Source organism: Halanaerobium sp. MA284_MarDTE_T2 (assembly GCF_003337245.1).
Lineage (GTDB): Bacteria > Bacillota > Halanaerobiia > Halanaerobiales > Halanaerobiaceae > QPJE01.
In genome coordinates this window covers 50855-69694 of sequence record NZ_QPJE01000005.1, presented here as the reverse complement: position 1 = coordinate 69694, position 18840 = coordinate 50855, and the positions used below count along the sequence as shown (strand labels likewise).

The following is an 18840-nucleotide window of genomic DNA, read 5'->3' as shown; positions in this document are numbered from 1 at the left end:
TATTGCTGCAGCAGTTATTATTGTCGTAAATTGTAGAAAATTAGGTGTGTAATCCATTATTTTCACTCTATCTATATAAGATCATCAGTACACAAGAATAATCGCTTCTAAATCACCTCAGAGAGCCATATACACTTGTTTTTACCTTGTCTGACTATTTGTATATTAACAGATAAATGCCCTCAAAACAAGCATTTAAAGTCATATAGACTGGGTTGAAATATAAGCAGTCTCCATCAGATTTAACTTTGTTCACAATGAAGACTGCAGGATTATTTTTGAAGATTAGTCCCTCCAATGATATTATTAAATCATAGTTTTAAACCAGAAAAGATTTCTGAAAGCTTCAACCCTTTCTTAGTCTACTTTTCTGGAATCACAATCTTCTGATTAACTCTGATCATTGTCTCAATCTCATTGACCTTTTTAATGGCTGCTACAATCAGCCGCGGGTCAAGGTCAGAGTTAATCTCTTCTACTATCTCCCACAGGGTATCACCTCGCTTTACCACATAAACCTCATTCCAGCTGTAACTATCAATAATATCATCTGGACCTGTCTGAGCTAAAATTGCTGCTGTCAGAAGCAGTACTGCCATCAATACAGCGGATATGGTTAGTTTATTCATGATATTTCCTTCCTTTCCTGAGCACTTAACCTGCTAAATGTATTTAAGATAGACTTCAACTGCTCAAACTGATCCTTACTTAAACTGTTAATCGATATCTTTTTGCTGCTGTCTATACCTTTTTCTCTTTTTACATGTCTTAGATAATTATAAAGATCCTCTTTCAGCTTAGGATCATCACCAACTATCTTTTTAATAGCAAGTTCTCTTTCAGTTAGAGAGGTAACTTGATCGTTTTTCAAAGTTCCATCTTTCTGAGTCTTACCTTCATTTTTCTTGCCCTGTACCTGGCTAAATGGAATCTCATCAAAGTTATAATCACTCTGCTGCTGTACAGCCATTTCTTCTCTGGAAACAAGACCAGAGACACTGAAAGCTCGCTTTAAAGCCATTGATTCAGCTACTTTAAGAATCATAGCTGAAGGATACTGCTTCCAGATCTTAGAATCTGACCTGTATTCTTCAAAAGGAGCAAAGATATAAACGGGATAGCTTCTGTCCTTTCTATAAACTAAAGCGTAACTACCGACAATCTGTCCGCGGTTGGTCCCATACTGATGATTAATTCCAGTTTCTTTTCGTCTAAACTTATCATTTTCTCTAACTACATCTGAAACCAGCCCATCATACTGGGGATGCCTATCAGCTATCTTTAGATAACCATCTCTAGAAGTCATAATTGTTGGCTTACCATCTTTCTTCCAGAAGAATATCTCTTTATTGAAAGGATCAAGTCCATAGTTTTTAGCCAGATAAATAAACATCTTAAACTCATCACTACTTGCATCTTTGGCAACAGTTCGTCTCAGGGTTTCTAACTCCTCTTCAGTAAAAGTAATCAGTTCTTTTTTCTTTCTGTTAATATCAACAACTTTACTTTTTGCACTCATTTTTTATTCCTCCTCTTAATTTAAGGAGACCCAGATTAAATCCAGGCCTCCAATTATATTTAGTCTTCTTCTGGTCTTTGAGCTTCTTCATCACTTAGATCATGGTCACAGTGGGGGCAGTTCCATTCACCCTTCTTACAGGAGCTGTAGGACTTTTTCCCACACTCAGAACATAGCTTTACATACATCTTAATCACCTCCTTTCTCTGCTTTTTAGACATAAAAAAATCCCGGCGCCGGCCAGGTTAATTAACTATTATTAACTTTTGCTGATTCAATCTTTCATCAGATTCTCTTCCTGCATACTGATAAAGTTATCTCTGCTGCCGATAATAATATGGTCCACTACATTGATCCCCATTATCTTACCGGCCTTCTGCAGCTTTTTAGTTATTGAGATATCATCACTACTTGCATCCGCCACACCAGAAGGATGATTGTGAGCCAAAACTATCCCCGCTGCATTCTGCAGTATTGCCCGTTTAAAGACCTCTCTGGGAGTAACTAAGCTTGAGGTCAATGTACCTGTAGAAACCTCAAACACCCCTGTTACCTTGTTCTTAACATCAAGGGTAGCGATAGCAAAGACTTCTTCTGCTCTCCTGTCCAGTTCAACTACTTCTACAAAAAGATCTCTTGCCTGAAATGGGTTCCTTACGTACTTATCAATGTCATACCTTCCACCTGATTCCTTAACAATCCTTAGACTAAACTTCTGAATATTTACCATTACTCTCATCTCCTTTATGTTTGGTATTCATCTAAAACGGCATCTTAAATTCCTGATCATCACTGCTTAAAACTGCAGCTCTTTTCTTCTTTTCCTGCAGCAGTCTTGTTGCTCTCTCCAACTCATCCTCATCCATTGGCTCAGCATAGGGTCCTAAAGCTCTTTTTATCCTCCACTCATCACTCGGCACACCATTTATCTGCATAATTTTCACCTCCAAATAAAAAAAGAGACCATCAGCTCTCACTGACAGTCCCCTGAGTTTAATTCTAAGCATTATTCCAGCCTTCCATAAATGCATCCTTTAATCCTGATAAAACACTCTCCGATTTAAGCCGGGTAGAATTGGCGCCGATAACCGACTTCTCAATCGCCTTCAGGGCAGCTCTATCGACCTTTGAAGCAGCCATCCCAGTGACTTTAGCAACATTCCTGGTTCCAGTAGATGCCAGTCCAGCTGCCTTTTTAACGCCATTCTCAGCCGTCTGAGCAAGCTTCTTAATTGCATTATCACCACTTTTAGAATCAATAATCTTCCCAGCATGTTTGAGCTCATCTTTTCTCTTGAGATCCAGCTCTTCCAGCTTACTTAAGACCAGCTCCTGCATTACATCATTCTCCGCCATCATTGCTCTTACCAGCATTTCTCTCAATCTTAGAACAGTCTCAACATTATTTTCTTCTTTAAACATAGTTATTACCTCCATATTGTAGTTTTATTTTGACTTTCATCTTAAACAGCTGTTACTCAGATATTAGGTAAAGATCAAAGAGAATAAAGAACAAAGCCATAAGAACATTTCCACTAAACAAACTCTGCCAGGCTAAAGCACCAAGCAGTAAGATAACAAGTGTCTTAGAAGCCATCTGATTCACCTCCTTTTCATTATTTTCAACTAACCCCACTCCCTTATCTACTCTCACCTCCTTAAATTTAGACATAAAAAAAGAGCTGCCTGAACAGCCTCAGTTAAGAGACTGTCCAGACAGCTCAATGTCTTTAAGTATTCAGTTATGCTCTAGGGGGTGGGGCGTCGAACGTCGATCTGAAATTCATAATTAAGACGTGGTCCCGCTAGAAATTTTGTTCAATTTTTGAGATTGCTAATAGAAAAATAAGCCATTAAAAATGCTAGATATTTTCAAAAACAAGGTACAAATTGCTATATCTGTTTAAGGAGTTATTTCCCTGCTTAATAAACTCCCAAGTTTCTTCATATTCACCTTCGACAGCAAAACTATCCTTTCTAATAAAATCTAAAAACTCTAATTCCCTTTCAAAATAGCTATCACTAAATTCTTCAGCTTTATCTACTTTTTGATTATCATCAACATTTGCATCATTGTGAAGTACATGCTCTAAATTACAGGATAAGTAGTAAGCGTTATATGGAATACCATTTATTTTAGAATGCCTACTCAGTCTATCCATGATGCTACTTTTTTTATCATTTCTTTTCTTTGTGTTTTCAGGATGTCTGGTACATAACTTATCAACATAATAGTAATTCTTATCCCTATCATGTTTTTCGATCAAATCTTCACTGATATATGCTCCGTCAGTATCCAATAAATGAATAATTTCTAAAATATCCCCTTTATTATAATGTTCTTTGTCCAAAAAAGATAATACTTCTTCATTTATTACTTCTATCACATTACGAGAATCAACTCCATTCCTGGTAGTTATATCTCCACGAGCAATTTGAAATTCAATCTCTTTATCCTCAAATATCTCAGAAAAAATAAGACCAAAAGATATTTCCTCCGTTATACCTTCTACTAAGAATAGAATTAATTTTCTAGTCATCAGCATCAACTCTACCAGCAGCCCTAAAAGCTCTGGCTATTTTGTATTCATTTGTTCTCTCATAAACTTCCTCGTCCTGTCCACCTAACTTAATTCCACGATAATAAAAGCTTCTTAAATTATTTGTTTCCTTAACATTGGTAAATCTAATGTATCGATTCTGGGGATTAGTGGTTGTAAAAATCAGTGACTCTTTATTCAGTTTCTCCAGAGGTCTTAGATTATGAGAAGTGAAGACCAACTGTCCTTTTGCTCTATCCTGTATGATTTCCAGAATTTCACCTAAAAGATATTCAAATATACCGGCATCAAGCTCATCAACAGCTAGACAAATTCCCGGCTTATTGTACATAGCAATCATTGCACTCAAGATAGATATGATCTTTTTAATTCCATTTGATTCATATCTAAGAGGAATCTTAATCTCTCCTCTTTCTGCCAACAGCTCTATTTTAATAACTGGATCACCGTTCTCATCCAATTCTTCTCCATACTCTTTAATTTTAATTGTTAGCTCTGGAATTATCTCTTTTAAGACAATGTTTAAGTTCTCGATAACATTTTTGACAATAGAGAGGACCCGCTCAGGAACTGTTGTCGGCTCAGACAGAGCTATTGCCAGATCTCCACCTTCTATTCTCTCTGAATCACTAAGCTGAAAACAGAAAGGTATAATTAGATTTGCATTGATCATACCTGAACGAGAATTTCTGATCACAAACAGGTTCATACGAGCATACTGTTTAATCTCCATTATAATATCAGCAAATTCGTTAAAGGCTTTATTACCCTTATAAATATGATCCATCTCACTAGAAAAAATAAAGGATGTTTCATCCTTTTTCGCAAGCTCCTTAGCCACTTTAAGATCCACTTTAGCATCTTTATTGTTCTTTGTAAGCAAATTGTAATTCTTCTGGGGACTTAACAACTGCTCCTTCTCATCAAGGTTGTGAGTTATTATCCCCCTCTTATATGTCCAGCCATCTTCTTCAAGTTTCTTATATGATAGATCTTCCTTGATAATAACTGGAGCAGCATTCTCTCTTCTTTCAATTACCATTTCATAAAAGAGTTGATATTTATCTTCTCCCAAAGACATAGAAAAAACAGCATTAATAGCAGCTTCTTTCTCACCCTGGTATATATAATCTTTAATATCTCCAGGCAGAGATTCTCCAAGCAGGACCAGTTTCAGTATCCACAAAGCTTCAATAAAAGCAGTTTTACCAGAACCATTCTGGCCGTATATTCCCAGCACATCTGATGTTTTAGAAAAAAAGTCTTCGCTTTTATAACTGTTAAAATCAATCAGCCCCTGCCTAACATTCTTAAAATTATTCAATTGTACCTGCTGCAGACGCAGCATTCTCTCCTTCATTTGATCACCTCCACTGATTAAATTATACAACTATTAGTGATAAAAAGCAACATTTTCAGAAAAATCGATATAAAAAATATCATATTAGATAAAAATTATAGATTATGGACAAAAAAATAGTCTATCAGTTGATTCTCTTAATAGTTGTTCAGACTAAACCTATATTAAATTTTACGATGTTAAACAAGGTGTACTCATTTCGATTACACCTTACATTATAATAATTTATAGTTAAGCTAAACATGTAAACTGTTCAATCCGTTAAAGTTATCCGCACTTATAGATATGTGCGGAGGTTTTTAACACTCATCAACTTCACCAATCAAATAGTTCAACAAAAAATACCCTGTAACTATTAGTCTACAGGGAAAAATATACATTGTTTAGTTTTGACTTATTAAAGGAATTACTTCTTTATTTCCTTTTTTTCTTCTTTCTTCTCAGGTTTTTTCTTAGCTACTTTTTTCTTATCTTTCATTTTCAGCACCTCCCTGATATTACAACTTACTAATTGAGCCTAAATTTATTATATTACATAAAACTCGAAATAATATCTAATTATTAGATACTCCTGAAAAAAATATTATACAAAAACCCCCAGAAACGCTCCATCAATAACTGAACAAAATGAAGGTTTCTCTGAGGGTGAATAATCGCACCCAAATTTATAGTTCAATAATAAAATGCATTGTTTCTGAAAAATCCAGTAAGTTTAATTTTTATAAACTACATCTAAAGATAAAAATATTAATCCTCTAAAACGTGATTCAAACCCTGTCCAAACAAACATAAAACATGATTATCATCCAGAGAGTAATAAACAGACCTACCTTCCTTTCGATATTTAACTAGGTTATTGTTCCTAAGAACTCTTAATTGATGAGATATTGCAGAAGAACTCATTTCCAGTATTTCAGACAAATCACAAACACATAACTCCCTATCTTTTAAAGCATATAAAATATTTATCCGTGTTGGATCTCCTATGGTCTTAAATAGTTCTGAAAGCTGATAAACAATATTTTCTTGAAGTTTACGGTCTTTCATTAAATTTACAACCTGCTCATCCGGGTCAAACACTTCACACATATCACAAAAATTTTTGTCTTTTGCCATTAAATCATCTCCCCCAAATCAAAACTAGCACCTTATATTTATTTTAACATAGATTAATTTCTAATAGAAGGCATTTACTTTAATCTAAATTATACAGCAGCAATTATTGGGGTTAAACTTTATATCCTGAAGCAACAAAGACACCGCCATTTTTAAAACTGTGATTTAAATTAAAATCTTTCACTTCTTTTCTGCTTTTTAAATACTCCCAGGTTGGTCTAGTAACATCAGCATTACCAATTAAGTCTATAAAACGGCCCCATAAATTGGGTTCTTCCATATACCAATCCATAATAACAATTTTCCCGCCATCCCTTACAAGCGAAAGACTTTTATCAATAACTTTTTGCCATTCAGGCATAGCTGATAAACCCAATTCGAGATAGATAGCATCAATATTTAATTCTTCTTCTGAAATAGATGCAATATCAGATTTATTAAATCTAGCAGCATCTTCATGTAAAGTTATTATATTATTCCAACCTTTTTTTCTAATTTTTTTCCTGGCTTTTGTCAACATTCCTTCAGAATAATCAATACCAATTATTAAACCATTACTTTTCAACTGATTTTTAAGATATTTAAAACTTTGTCCAGTTCCACAGGGTAAAACTATTATATTACTGTTCTTTTTTAAATCCAGTTTTTCAATAGCAAATTTTCGCGGCTTGTGATAATACCAGTCAGGTGCTAGTAGATCATATAGATAAGAAAAGATATCATAATATTTCATTATAATCCCCCACAGCCTTATAAATGATTTCCCCCTGAAGATTTTATCTGAACATATTTTCTGATGAAATTATTTTTAAGCTTCAGAGGGATTTTTTACTTGCTTAATTAAACATTACGGCTAATTCTCATAGCATTAAAGACAGCAATTAATGCTACACCAACATCAGCAAAGACGGCTTCCCACATGGTTGCCATACCCATAGCACCCATTATAAGTACTATTCCTTTTACACCTAAGGCCAGAATAATGTTCTGCCAGACAATTTTTCTTGTTCTCCGGGCAGTATTAATAGCAGTAATTAATTTTGAAGGTTCATCTGTCATTAAGACAACATCTGCTGCCTCAATAGCTGCATCTGAACCAAGTCCTCCCATAGCAACACCTATATCAGAGCGAGCCAGAACAGGTGCATCATTGATTCCATCTCCTACAAAGATAAGTTTATCATTTTCTTTCTGTCTGCCAAGTAATTCTTCAATTTCATCTACCTTCTGATCCGGTAGAAGTTCAGAATAATAATTATCTAAGCCAAGCCGCTGGGCTACTCTCCCGGCAACTGCCTCCCGATCACCAGTTAACATAGTTAACTGTTTAATACCTAATTCTTTTAAACCCTTAATTGCCTTTATCGAATCCTCTTTTAATTCATCCGTAATTGTTATATAACCTGCGTATTTATTTTCAATCGCTAGATAAACAATTGTTCCATCTGCATCAACTTCCTGATATTCAATGTTATTTTTATTCATTAATTTGATATTACCTGCCAGAATTTCTTTGTCATCAACCACAGCTTTAATCCCGTGTCCAGAAATTTCCTGATAATCTTTTATTCTTTGATTATCAATTTTCTGGTCAAACGCTTCGACAATGGACTTTGCTATCGGGTGGGTGGAATGACTTTCAGCATAAGCAGCCATAGTTAAAATCTGCTCATTATTAAAGCCATTATATGATTCCACCTTACTAACAGCAAATTCTCCTTTAGTTAAAGTTCCAGTTTTATCAAATACTATTTGACTAACATTGTTCAGTGCTTCCAGATAATTACCACCTTTAACCAGAACGCCCTGTCGCGATGCTCGACCTATTCCTCCAAAAAATCCTAACGGAATGGATACTACAAGTGCACAGGGACAGGAAATAACTAAAAAGATAAGAGCTCGATAAAACCACTCTGCAAAGGCTGCTCCCTGTAAAAATAGTGGCGGTAAGACCGCAATAGCCAGAGCCGAATAGACTACAACCGGTGTATAATAACGGGCAAATTTAGTAATAAACTTCTCAGTTGGTGCTTTTTTTGCACTGGCATTTTCCACAAGTTCCAAAATCTTAGATACTGTTGACTGACCATATTCTTTTGTCACTTCTACTGTTAATAAACCATCTTTGTTAATCGTTCCACTCAAAATTTCATCACCAGTTTCAACTTTACGCGGAACAGATTCCCCGGTAAGTGCTGAAGTATCCACCATAGAACTTCCTTCAAGCACTTCTCCATCAAGTGGTACTTTTTCACCAGGTTTTATAATTATTATATCACCTATTTGAACATCTTCAGGGTCAACCTCTTTTGTTGTATCTTCAAGTTTTAAATTAGCATAATCAGGTCTTATATCCATTAATTTTTTAATTGAGCGTCTGGAACGGTCAACTGCTCTTTCCTGGAAAATCTCACCAACCATGTAGAAAAGCATTACTGCTACACCTTCAGGAAACTCCTGAATAGAAAAAGCTCCAATTGTTGCTATACTCATTAAGAAGTTCTCATCAAAGACCTGGCCTCGCTTTATATTTTTGAAAGCTGCCATTAATACTGGTCCACCGATAAGCAGGTAACTGGAACCAAAAAGTAGCCATTCCAGATATATTGATAAACTTCCCAATTCTACTTCCAAAAATGGTAGTTCGAATAGAATTATTGCCAGAGCAAAAATTATTGTTCCCGGCCAGAATCGTTTTTTAAGATAAGAATTTTCATCGTCAACCCCATGATCGCGATCATGTCCGTGACTCTCTTCGTGATCATTTACACGACCGTCCTCGTGATTATGTTCATGGACCTGGTTGTGATCAGACTTTTGATTAGCTCTTTTTCGTCTATTTCTAGACTCCTTAACAGTTAAGCCAGGTTCTATTCTATCTGCAATTTCTTGCAATTCATTTTCAAATGAATTATCAGCACCCTCTCCTTCAACAGTAATCGTGCTGGTAGCAAAATTCAAACTCACCTTTTCTATATCCTCTAAATTATTAACTTCTTTCTCAATCTTACCTGCACAATTAGTACAGGTCAAACCTTCTAGTTCAAATTTCTTTTTCTTATTTTCTGCTTTTTCTGGCATAATAATCCTCCCTAGTTATAATTTAATATATGATTAATTGAATAATTGTTCATATATAGTATACAATTAAATTCGATTTTTGTCAACAATGATTGAGCAATTATTTATATATTGTTTAAATAAAAAGATTTACCCTTAGGTAAATCTTTTAAATATATGATAAAGGATCAACTGGTCTTCCATTAACCTGAACCTCAAAATGCACATTTGGTCCTGTTGTATTACCGGTATTACCGGATTTTGCTATTAAATCACCTTTTGAAACTCTATCTCCAGTATTGACTATCAACTTAGAATTGTGTGCATAAAGTGTTCTCATTCCTTTTTGGTGTTCAATAATAATAGTTTTACCATAACCTCTAGCCCAACCACTATATACAACTCTACCTTCACCTGATGCTTTCACTTTCGAACCTGAAGGAGCTGCATAATCAATACCTTCATGCATTCTACCCCATCTCCTACCAAAATAAGACGAGATTCTTGCATATACTGGTTTAGTAAATACTTTTTCAAGGCGATCACGATAACCAAATTCAGGTTTTGCTCCAGGTAAGATTAATGTATCACCAGGTTGAACCCTATTTGGATTATTAATTAAATTACTGGCAATAATTTTGTTTAAACTTATATTAAACTTATCAGTAATAGATGAAAGATTCTCCCCCGGACTTATTTTATATAAGATCCCTTTTACTGGAAGAACCTTTATCGTTTGACCGGGTTTTATTTTATTAATATTATTAATATCGTTTGCCCCAATTAAAGTATCTAAATCCACATTGTGCTTTTGAGCAATATCCCAAAGAGTTTCACCGTTTTCTACTCTGTGCTTTTTTATTTGATTAATTAAACCAATTCTACTGCCCGGCTTTCGACTATTTTCTTTAACTAATTCTTCAGTAAAACCCTGACTGGAGCTTTCAATATTATACTTTGTGTCTTTATCTTTATATAATTTTTCTATGTATTCTAACTTATTATTAAATTCTAACTGATTTTCTGCAAAATTAAGTTCTGAATTCTCTGAGAGGTTAAATTCTTCTTTGATTTTAACAAAATCGGTCTTTCTCTCCAGTACATTTTTTCGCTTTTCCGTTATAATCAAACTAAAATCTGAATTTTCTTTTGAGTTTTGCTTAAGATCAAGTTCTTTTTTTACAGAAATAGATCCTCTGGGAACTCTTGTGCTTTCCAAATGCTGCTCTCCCAGAACAAAGTTTTTGTAAATTATTGTAAATGCAATTAATAAAAGAATAGCTATAAATCTTTTTTTCATATTTCAGATTGCTCCCTGTTTTCATTAGTATTGTATAAAAATAGTAAAGAATAGAATAAACTTTTAATGTATGAGTAGATGTTCAAATATATTATACTATATTTCTTCCCTAGCGTCAAAAAAATCTTTCACCCTACTATTCACCGGACTTAATTAAATTATTGAAACAGGAGTAAAAACTCAATTTGTTAAAATGAAAACTATATGCTATAATAAATAAGGACATTTGTCCGCCCCTAATCAAGTTCGACTAACAAAAGAATTTGATATAATATATAGTTAAGGGGGGACAACCAATGCCTAAAACTGAACTTGATCGTGTAAAAGTTAAAACTTTAGATAGTCAATTTGAATATATTCTTAAAGAACTATTTGAATATTCACCACGTGAAGCAAAAGCAATTGTAGAAGCTGCTAATGAAGTCTACCAACTAAAACATTATGATCCATCATATCATGAAAGTAAAGATAAAATAGTTAAGACTGTAATCTCTAAGAAAGCAAAACACGGTCCAGTTCTAGAAGATTTACCAAAGGTTCAGGTAACCCTGACTAAATCAATAACTAAAGAGGATAAAACACTCTTTAGAATAGAAAATAAATCTGCCCTAAGAAAAGTTAAAGTACTGAGAATGACAGAAGAATCACTCGATCAGGGTGGTCTTCTAACCCAGGAAGATCTGGCTGATATTCTACAGGTTTCCACAAGAACTATCAGACGGGATATCAAAAAGCTTAAAGCTCAGGGGTTTAATGTTCAAACCCGAGGTACATATCAGGATATAGGACCTGGAGTATCTCATAAAACTAAGATAATCAAACTGTATCTTGAATATAATACCTACTCTGAAATACAGAGGAAAACCAGACATTCTCCTGGAGCAATTAAGCGATATATCAATGATTTTGGTCGTGTATTGCTGTCAATAAAGAATAAGCTTTCAATCAAAGAAACAGCTCATATAGTTGGTATCTCAGAAAGATTAGTTAAAGAATATACCGAACTGTATTTTAAATACAACAGCTCTGAGTATAAAGAGCGTATTGCTGACATAGTTAACATAGCCGAAGAAAAAGCTTCAGTAAAAACTGAGGCAAAAAAGGGGGTCATCAAATGAGACAGGACCCTTTTGCTAACCTGGATAAAAAGACATTCAGGCAGGCTATCATCGAGCTTTTAGAGAGTGAATACAAACTACTTGGCAGTCATAAAATACTAGAACTAATAGCTGAAGATATTGTTGAATTAGAGTATAAATATCATCCCCGCAAAAAGACCAATCAGTTTGGCAGTCTAAGCTGGATTGCTACTTCCGAGCAGAATAACAAGCCAAAACTGGGTCAAAAGCGTGAAGAATACAAACAGGAAGTCATTGAACTTCCCTATGTTACTGAGAAAGATATAGAACTAAAAAGAAATAATGTATCCAAAACAGAACATGATATGATCCGTATTGCCAGGCTAACCAAAGCTGCTAAAAAGCAGGGTGCTATGCTAACTGTTGAGGAACTGGCAGCAATAATGAATCGTTCTACAGTAACCATTTCAAAGCGTATTGGCGAATATCATGATACTCATGATGATGTGTTACCTCTTAAAGGTTATATACTGGATATGGGTCGTGGAACTACTCATAAAAAAGCAATAATTGAGCTTTATGAGCAAAAAGTTCAGCCACCTGATATAGCCAGAAAAACAGATCATTCATTAAATGCTGTTGATAGATATATCAAGGACTATGAGCGCGTTAAATTCCTGATTAGACGCGGTATAAGCACAATCCAGATCAAACATATGACAGGCCGAGGAGCTTCTGTTATCAAACAATACAGGAAGCTAATAGAAAAATACCATCCTGAATATTTTGATTCTGATAATGATAAAAAATAGATTAATTTGAAATACTAAGAATTAGAAAGAATAGGACCGGACAAATGTCCTAAATGTAATTTAATAAAAATATATTGGAGGTTATTTATGGAAATTATCAAGTACTTAGTTTTAGGCGTAATCCAGGGAATAACTGAGTTCTTACCAATCAGCAGTTCAGGGCATATTGTGCTTTTTAAATATTTTTTAGATATTAAAGCTGGACTGACAATTGACATCTTTTTGCATTTTGGAACTTTACTGGCAATATTTTTTGTGTATTACCAGGATATACTAAATATGATTTATTTTAAGGATGAATATAAGACTTTTAATCTATATATCATAATCGGCTCAATCCCTGCTGCAGTTGTAGGGATATTTTTTGAAGATTTTTTTGAAAAAATGAATTCTTCTTTAACTGTTGTCGGGTTTTTTTTAATAATTACCGGTATAATACTCTGGCTAACTAATAAAATAACAATCAATAAACGGCAGATAAAAGATATGTCGATTTTAGATTCGATTTTTATAGGACTAGCTCAGGCACTTGCAATTTTCCCCGGTTTATCTCGCTCTGGATCTACTATAGCTGCCGGCTTATATAAAAATTTAAACAGAGAACTTGCTACCAAATTTTCGTTTATTCTTTCTATACCTGTCATAGGAGGAGCAACTCTTCTCAAACTAAAAGAATTAACTTTAAATGGTACAACTGACCTAAATTATTTCTATCTATTTTTAGCTACTATATCATCAATGATCACAGGTTATCTTGCTATTAACTTTTTCTTAAAAATGATAAAGGAACAAAAACTTCATTATTTTGCCTATTATTGTATTCCACTTGGATTAATATTAATATTTTCTTTATAATATCAGATTTGACAAGAGTTATTCCTTTCAACTTCTTTTTCAATCAGTTTTTATTGTTACTACACTAACTTTTTCCCCTTTGTTCTGCATTGTGGACTTAATATTTCTTCCATTTGTCTTTGATTGTATTAAAGCAAAAGACAGTGATAATTGTCCAATAACAGATATTATTAACAAAACCCCCAGAAAAGCTCCATCATTAATCGAAAAAATGAAGCTTCTCTGAGGGTAAATCATCTCCAATTGAGATGCAAATTTTATTCGATTTTCCACCGTGATTTCACCGCAGTGAGCCTCAGCCACCGTTAAATACCGCAGTAAAATATACAGTTATTTACAACTATATGGGATATTTCCATCAATAGATTGTTGTTATGACAGGGATTATAAGAAAAGATGCTAATATAAGGAACTTCGACAAAACTCTCCGAAGCCTTGAGCGTAGGTTCGACTCCTACCGGGGGCACCATATATTATTTCTTGATAAAAAACAGTAAAATTTCAAGACTCAATTTTATTATCAATTATATTTCATGAAAGTTAAGATATTTCCTTTAATATTTCTTCTATTTTAGGTTTAGTTTCTGGTAAGTTGACTGTGATAACCTGCCAAATAATATTTAAATCTACTCCAAAATTTTCATGAATTACTATATTTCTTAAACCAATCATTCTTCCCCAGGAAACATTTTCATTTTCTTCATATATTTTTTTAGATAATTTATTAGCTGCTTCACCTATAATTTCAATATTTCTCAAAACTGCATCAATAGTTCGCTCATCTTTTTAAAAGTCTTCTTTTGTCATTTTCTCTGTATAATTAAATATTATAATTAAATATTTTATTCATTGCATTAATTCTATCCTTTAGAAACAAAAGATCTCTCCTCATTGGTATATCACATCTCTTAATATGTCTTCTTTTAATTCTGGTTTTAAAGCTTCTATAGTTACCAAATCAACTTCTCGCTCTAAATTTTCTTCTAAAAATTGTTTTAAATCTATAAATTCCCATCCTATATTTCCAGAAAACTCTACTAAAATATCTATGTCACTATCCTCATTTGCTTCATCTCTTGCAAATGAACCAAAAAGACCAATACGTTTTACTTTGTATTTTTTCTCTAAAATAGGTTTTAAATCCCTAATTTTTTCCTTGAGGGCTTTTTTATCCATAATTTCACTCCTTCTTTCGGTAGCGTTATTAACTATTGATATCATTATATCAATTACGGAGTTGAATAACCCTATAAAAAATCTCTATCTCGGCCGCTATACTGCTCTTTTATGAATTAATTTGTAAAATCACATCTTTCTTCTGGGCAGTATTAATATTGTCTACCCATGTAATCTACAAATCCTATAATTTTAACTTCTGATTTATCTATTTCTCCATAGTTCTCAATATCTGGTTCTAATCTTACCTTGCTATCATTAATAATATAGTATCTTTTTATTGTTCTGTTGTAATCACCACCTTTTCTAATTATCACTAGTATTGTAGACCCATTTGCAGGCTCATTATTTGCTGGTCTTATTAAAATGTAATCACCTTTAATAATCCTCCAATACTTGAAATTATTGTTTGTTATCTTTAAAGCATAAGATGAATCTGTAACATAACTTTCTGGAAAAATAAAGTAGTCTTCCGCAACACATTCTTTCTTATCATCCCAAAAAGATTCATTATCATAATTGTAACTGGGAACCACTTCTCTAGGATTTATATCTTCTACTTTCTCTATATACTCAGAAAGCATTTTATTAATAGACCTTACTTTCTTATCATTCTTATCACCTAAAATATACTTTTCATCAAGATATCCTGCAGCCACCATTAATTCTACATAGCGGACTTGATTATTATTTTCAGCTACTTTCTGCAGTATGTCTGGATTTGGTGGATTTTTTTGCTTTTTATTAAGTAAATTATTAAGGTATGGTCTGCTTACCCCCATTTCTTTTGCAAATTTTGAAACTGTTTTATCCTCACCCTTTGCTTTTTTGATTAAGTTAATTAGTTTATCCTTATTATACACATACATTTCTCTCACCTCACATTCATTATAATTCAATTTTGTATTAAGTTCAAAACATTATTTAATATATTTTGTAATTTAGACTTTACTTAAGCTTCTATATATGCTATTATATTGTATATGCTATTATATACTCAATAAACATATCAGATAAGAAGTTTCCCTAATTTTCAATTTATGCTGCAAAAAAGGCGATTTAGTAATATTGAAATTTACTTGATTTTTCAGTAACAATACAATATTGAATTTAATAGGAGGAGATGAATATGTTGATAAAAAATAATTATTTAACTGCAGTATTCATTTTGCTTATTCTATTATTTGTTTTTTCTCAACCATATTGTGCACAGGCACAAAAAAACCAAAGTAATATAAATATTAAAAACGCACCAACTTTTAATCAAGAAATACTTATTATTATTGTATTAATATTTCTGCTTTTAGTTCTGTTTATATGGGAACCTCTTCCAATAGGTGTTATATCTTTATGTATCCCAGTTGTTTTAATTATATTCAATTTCTGGACGAAGGTCTCAGTTGAGGATGCTTTATCAGGATTTAGTAATTCAGCGACAATTACAGTTATGGCAATGTTTGTAATTAGTAGGGGAATTCAAAATAGTGGAGCAATGCAATTTCTAGGAAATAAAATTATTAAATATACTGGTGATAATGAGAAAAAACAAGTGATTGCAATAAGTGGACTGACAGGTATTATTGCTGGTTTTATTAATAACACTCCTACAGTTGCTACTTTTATACCTATGGTGACTGATTTAGCTAGAAAAACAAAAGTATCTCCCTCTAAATTGTTAATTCCACTTTCTTATGCTGCTATGCTGGGTGGTACATTAACTTTATTAGGGACATCCACTAATCTTTTAGGAAGTCAGGTATCTGCTCGCTTGATAAACCATCCTTTTTCCATGTTTGAATTCACAAAATTAGGGATAGTAGTATTTGTGGTGGGAATTTTATATTTAATAACAATTGGACACCGCTTAATACCCGAAAGAATTAGACATGATCTAAAAGATTATATAGAAGAATATGAGATAGAAAAATATTTAACTGAAATAAAAATAGCTGAAAATTCTCCTTTAATTGGACAGGATATAGGAGAATTATTGTCAAATAAGGGTAAGAATTTAGATATTATACAATTAAATCGCAATAATGAAAAATATATGGAACCTCTAGAATTAAAAACAATTAGGCCAAATGATCATTTGGTTATTAGAGCAGATTATGAAACTGTTTTAGAATTTGCAAAGATTAATGGGGTAATTATTCTACCAGAAATTAAAATTTCTCAGGCACAATTAGAAAACAAGATAACCGGCCAAAAAGTAATTGAATTAGTTATTCCTGATAACTCGTTTTTGAAAGGCAGGACTATAAATAATGTTAATTTCCTTAATCGTTATGATGCAAGTTTACTTGCAATTAGACATGGAGAAAAAATTGCCCACACTGATATTAAAAATTTTCGTTTGAGGGAAGGGGATGTTCTTCTATTACTGGCTGCTGAAAATACTATAGAAAGGTTAAAAGAAAATCAAAATTTTATAATAAGAGAAAGAGATGAAACAGAAACTATTGATTATAAGCCTTCAGATATTATTTTATCAGTAGGAATTGCTTTTTCGATAATTATTTTGGCATCACTTAAAATATTGCCGATTCCGATTGCTACTTTAGCAGGTGTTGCAGCAATGGTTATCTTAAAATTAATAAATCCACAGGAAATATATGATTCAATTAATTGGGAAGTTATTTTTCTTTTAGCGGGTTTAATACCACTAGGAGTTGCAATTGAGCAAACTGGAACTGCTAAATTTATAGCTAATCAGATTCTAAATATTGCCGGATTTTTACCGGATATTATTGTTCTGGGGATATTCTATTATATGACTACATTACTCACTGATATAATAAGTAATAATGCTACTGTAGTACTTATGATTCCGGTAGCAGTTAATGCTGCAGACCAAATTGGAGCAAATCCTTTTGCTTTCATTTTAGCAGTAACATTTGCTGCTAGTGCTTCATTTGCGACTCCGATAGGTTACCAAACAAATCTAATGGTTTATGGACCAGGAGGTTATAAATTTAGGGATTATGTGTTAGTAGGAGCACCTTTAGAAATAATAATGGCTGTTATAGTACCAATTGCTATTTCAATATTTTGGGGATTATAAAACATATAAGAGATAGTTTGTTTAGCTGGCTGGATTTTTGTCTTAAATAATAAAGATCTTTACCATTTTTTAAATTATATTACAAAAAAAGGGGGATATAGGAATAATCATTAGATATTTAAAATGTTATAACCTTACTATTACTTTTTAGATAATCAGTTAAAGGTTCTCCCATATATTTAACATCAATACCCAGTTCTGCTAAATCATCGGCAACACCATACTGATCAGCACATGCCTGACAGGCTTCAACTTCAATTCCTTCTTCGATAAATTCTTTAATCTGCTCCTGCAGTTCCTGATCCTCACTTAACAGTTTTGAGGATGGTCCCCAAACTATAAATTTAATATCCTGCCACCATCCTCTTGTTTTAGCATTAAGCGTGTACATAAAAACCATTTTTTTAGCTACTTCTTTATCTCCACTTGTCCATAAAACAACTAAACTATTTTCATCTGCCATTTTATTCAACTCCTCTTTTTTGTTTAATTTACAAATTATTAATTATTGTCTGGGGTTCTGTGCGAACAGTATAATCTAAATTCAGATCGACAAATTCTATTTCCCTTTCCTGATTTATAATATAGGCTGCAGGCAGTGCCTGTTGATAGGTGTTTAACTGGAGATTACAGTAATGATACCAGATTTTGCTACAAATTTCAATCTTTAGCTTATCTGGACTTTCCCCATTTTTTATATACTGCTGCAAAAAGGGGAGATGCAGGAATATTGAAATTTTTAGTCAATGAATCTTAACGAAATGAAGGAAGAAATAGGGTTGAACTGCAGGATGGAGTGAGCTAATCATGAGTCAGGAGGACTCATTGATTAGTGTGCCCTATTTCACACCCGAATTGAGTTTTAGATAAATCTAAAAATTTCGTTGATGACTAAAGCCCCCTTTTTGCAGCTTGAAAATAAATTTTGGGGAAACCCC

Annotated in this window: 21 protein-coding genes; 4 read left to right on the top strand and 17 right to left on the bottom strand. The window is 33.1% G+C overall.

Going from position 1 to position 18840, the window contains the following annotated elements; genetic code table 11:
• Positions 1–362 precede the first annotated feature (362 nt).
• The 13 genes from DFR78_RS03890 to DFR78_RS03835 all read right to left on the bottom strand — a co-directional run bounded on the left by DFR78_RS03890 (position 363) and on the right by DFR78_RS03835 (position 10916).
• A complete protein-coding gene (locus DFR78_RS03890) occupies positions 363–629 on the bottom strand; it encodes a LysM peptidoglycan-binding domain-containing protein (RefSeq protein WP_114457532.1) in 267 nt (88 codons plus the stop codon).
• Positions 626–1519 (bottom strand): phage recombination protein Bet, encoded by an 894-nt coding sequence (gene bet, locus DFR78_RS03885; protein WP_114457531.1) that lies wholly within the window; start codon positions 1517–1519, stop codon positions 626–628. The genes DFR78_RS03890 and bet overlap by 4 nt, the downstream gene beginning before the upstream one ends.
• 59 nt (positions 1520–1578) lie before the next feature.
• Positions 1579–1707 carry a transposase gene (locus DFR78_RS12130; RefSeq protein WP_233486969.1) on the bottom strand — a complete coding sequence of 43 codons (129 nt, stop codon included), beginning with the start codon at positions 1705–1707 and terminating at the stop codon, positions 1579–1581.
• Between the two features lie 86 nt (positions 1708–1793).
• Positions 1794–2249 carry a RadC family protein gene (locus DFR78_RS03880; RefSeq protein ID WP_089722898.1) on the bottom strand — a complete coding sequence of 152 codons (456 nt, stop codon included), beginning with the start codon at positions 2247–2249 and terminating at the stop codon, positions 1794–1796.
• Positions 2250–2280: 31 nt separating this feature from the next.
• A complete protein-coding gene (locus DFR78_RS11905; RefSeq protein WP_158531705.1) occupies positions 2281–2454 on the bottom strand; it encodes a hypothetical protein in 174 nt (57 codons plus the stop codon).
• Between the two features lie 64 nt (positions 2455–2518).
• A complete protein-coding gene (locus tag DFR78_RS03870) occupies positions 2519–2941 on the bottom strand; it encodes a hypothetical protein (RefSeq protein WP_114457529.1) in 423 nt (140 codons plus the stop codon).
• Between the two features lie 52 nt (positions 2942–2993).
• Entirely contained in the window at positions 2994–3116 is a 123-nt protein-coding gene (locus DFR78_RS12250) for a hypothetical protein (protein ID WP_255416516.1), read from the bottom strand.
• Positions 3117–3381: 265 nt separating this feature from the next.
• Complete coding sequence (locus tag DFR78_RS03860; protein WP_114457527.1) at positions 3382–4065, bottom strand: hypothetical protein; 684 nt, start codon at positions 4063–4065, stop codon at positions 3382–3384.
• Entirely contained in the window at positions 4052–5440 is a 1389-nt protein-coding gene (locus DFR78_RS03855; RefSeq protein WP_114457526.1) for an AAA family ATPase, read from the bottom strand. Before DFR78_RS03855 ends, DFR78_RS03860 begins: the two co-directional genes overlap by 14 nt.
• Before the next feature lie 747 nt (positions 5441–6187).
• Entirely contained in the window at positions 6188–6556 is a 369-nt protein-coding gene (locus DFR78_RS03850; protein WP_089655555.1) for a helix-turn-helix transcriptional regulator, read from the bottom strand.
• A gap of 112 nt (positions 6557–6668) precedes the next feature.
• Positions 6669–7289 carry a class I SAM-dependent methyltransferase gene (locus DFR78_RS03845; RefSeq protein WP_114457525.1) on the bottom strand — a complete coding sequence of 207 codons (621 nt, stop codon included), beginning with the start codon at positions 7287–7289 and terminating at the stop codon, positions 6669–6671.
• Positions 7290–7396: 107 nt separating this feature from the next.
• Entirely contained in the window at positions 7397–9637 is a 2241-nt protein-coding gene (locus DFR78_RS03840; RefSeq protein ID WP_114457524.1) for a heavy metal translocating P-type ATPase, read from the bottom strand.
• Between the two features lie 148 nt (positions 9638–9785).
• Positions 9786–10916, bottom strand: coding sequence for a M23 family metallopeptidase (locus tag DFR78_RS03835; protein WP_114457523.1), 1131 nt, complete (start codon positions 10914–10916; stop codon positions 9786–9788).
• A gap of 296 nt (positions 10917–11212) precedes the next feature.
• On the opposite strand from DFR78_RS03835, the gene DFR78_RS03830 reads away from it, so the two are divergent.
• The 3 genes from DFR78_RS03830 to DFR78_RS03820 all read left to right on the top strand — a co-directional run bounded on the left by DFR78_RS03830 (position 11213) and on the right by DFR78_RS03820 (position 13662).
• Complete coding sequence (locus tag DFR78_RS03830; protein WP_114457522.1) at positions 11213–12034, top strand: DUF1670 domain-containing protein; 822 nt, start codon at positions 11213–11215, stop codon at positions 12032–12034.
• Entirely contained in the window at positions 12031–12807 is a 777-nt protein-coding gene (locus tag DFR78_RS03825; RefSeq protein WP_114457521.1) for a DUF1670 domain-containing protein, read from the top strand. The genes DFR78_RS03830 and DFR78_RS03825 overlap by 4 nt, the downstream gene beginning before the upstream one ends.
• Before the next feature lie 87 nt (positions 12808–12894).
• On the top strand, positions 12895–13662 hold the full coding sequence (locus tag DFR78_RS03820; RefSeq protein ID WP_073158304.1) for an undecaprenyl-diphosphate phosphatase: 768 nt from the start codon (positions 12895–12897) through the stop codon (positions 13660–13662).
• 540 nt (positions 13663–14202) lie between these two features.
• Here the strand turns inward: DFR78_RS03820 and DFR78_RS12125 are convergent.
• From DFR78_RS12125 to DFR78_RS03800, 3 genes are all read right to left on the bottom strand, one after another.
• Positions 14203–14421: a DUF86 domain-containing protein gene (locus DFR78_RS12125; protein ID WP_233486968.1), complete on the bottom strand. Its 219-nt coding sequence runs from the start codon at positions 14419–14421 to the stop codon at positions 14203–14205.
• Positions 14422–14550: 129 nt separating this feature from the next.
• The gene (locus DFR78_RS03805) at positions 14551–14838 is read right to left on the bottom strand and encodes a nucleotidyltransferase family protein (protein ID WP_233486967.1); all 288 of its coding nucleotides are present in this window, start codon (positions 14836–14838) and stop codon (positions 14551–14553) included.
• A gap of 152 nt (positions 14839–14990) precedes the next feature.
• Positions 14991–15707 carry a LexA family transcriptional regulator gene (locus DFR78_RS03800; protein ID WP_114457519.1) on the bottom strand — a complete coding sequence of 239 codons (717 nt, stop codon included), beginning with the start codon at positions 15705–15707 and terminating at the stop codon, positions 14991–14993.
• A 260-nt stretch (positions 15708–15967) separates the two neighbouring features.
• Between DFR78_RS03800 and DFR78_RS03795 the strand changes: the two genes are divergently transcribed.
• Positions 15968–17902, top strand: a complete 1935-nt coding sequence (locus tag DFR78_RS03795; RefSeq protein ID WP_233486966.1) for an SLC13 family permease — start codon at positions 15968–15970, stop codon at positions 17900–17902.
• Between the two features lie 118 nt (positions 17903–18020).
• On the opposite strand, the gene DFR78_RS03790 is transcribed toward DFR78_RS03795, so the two are convergent.
• The gene (locus DFR78_RS03790) at positions 18021–18365 is read right to left on the bottom strand and encodes a DsrE family protein (RefSeq protein ID WP_114457517.1); all 345 of its coding nucleotides are present in this window, start codon (positions 18363–18365) and stop codon (positions 18021–18023) included.
• Positions 18366–18840 lie beyond the last annotated feature (475 nt).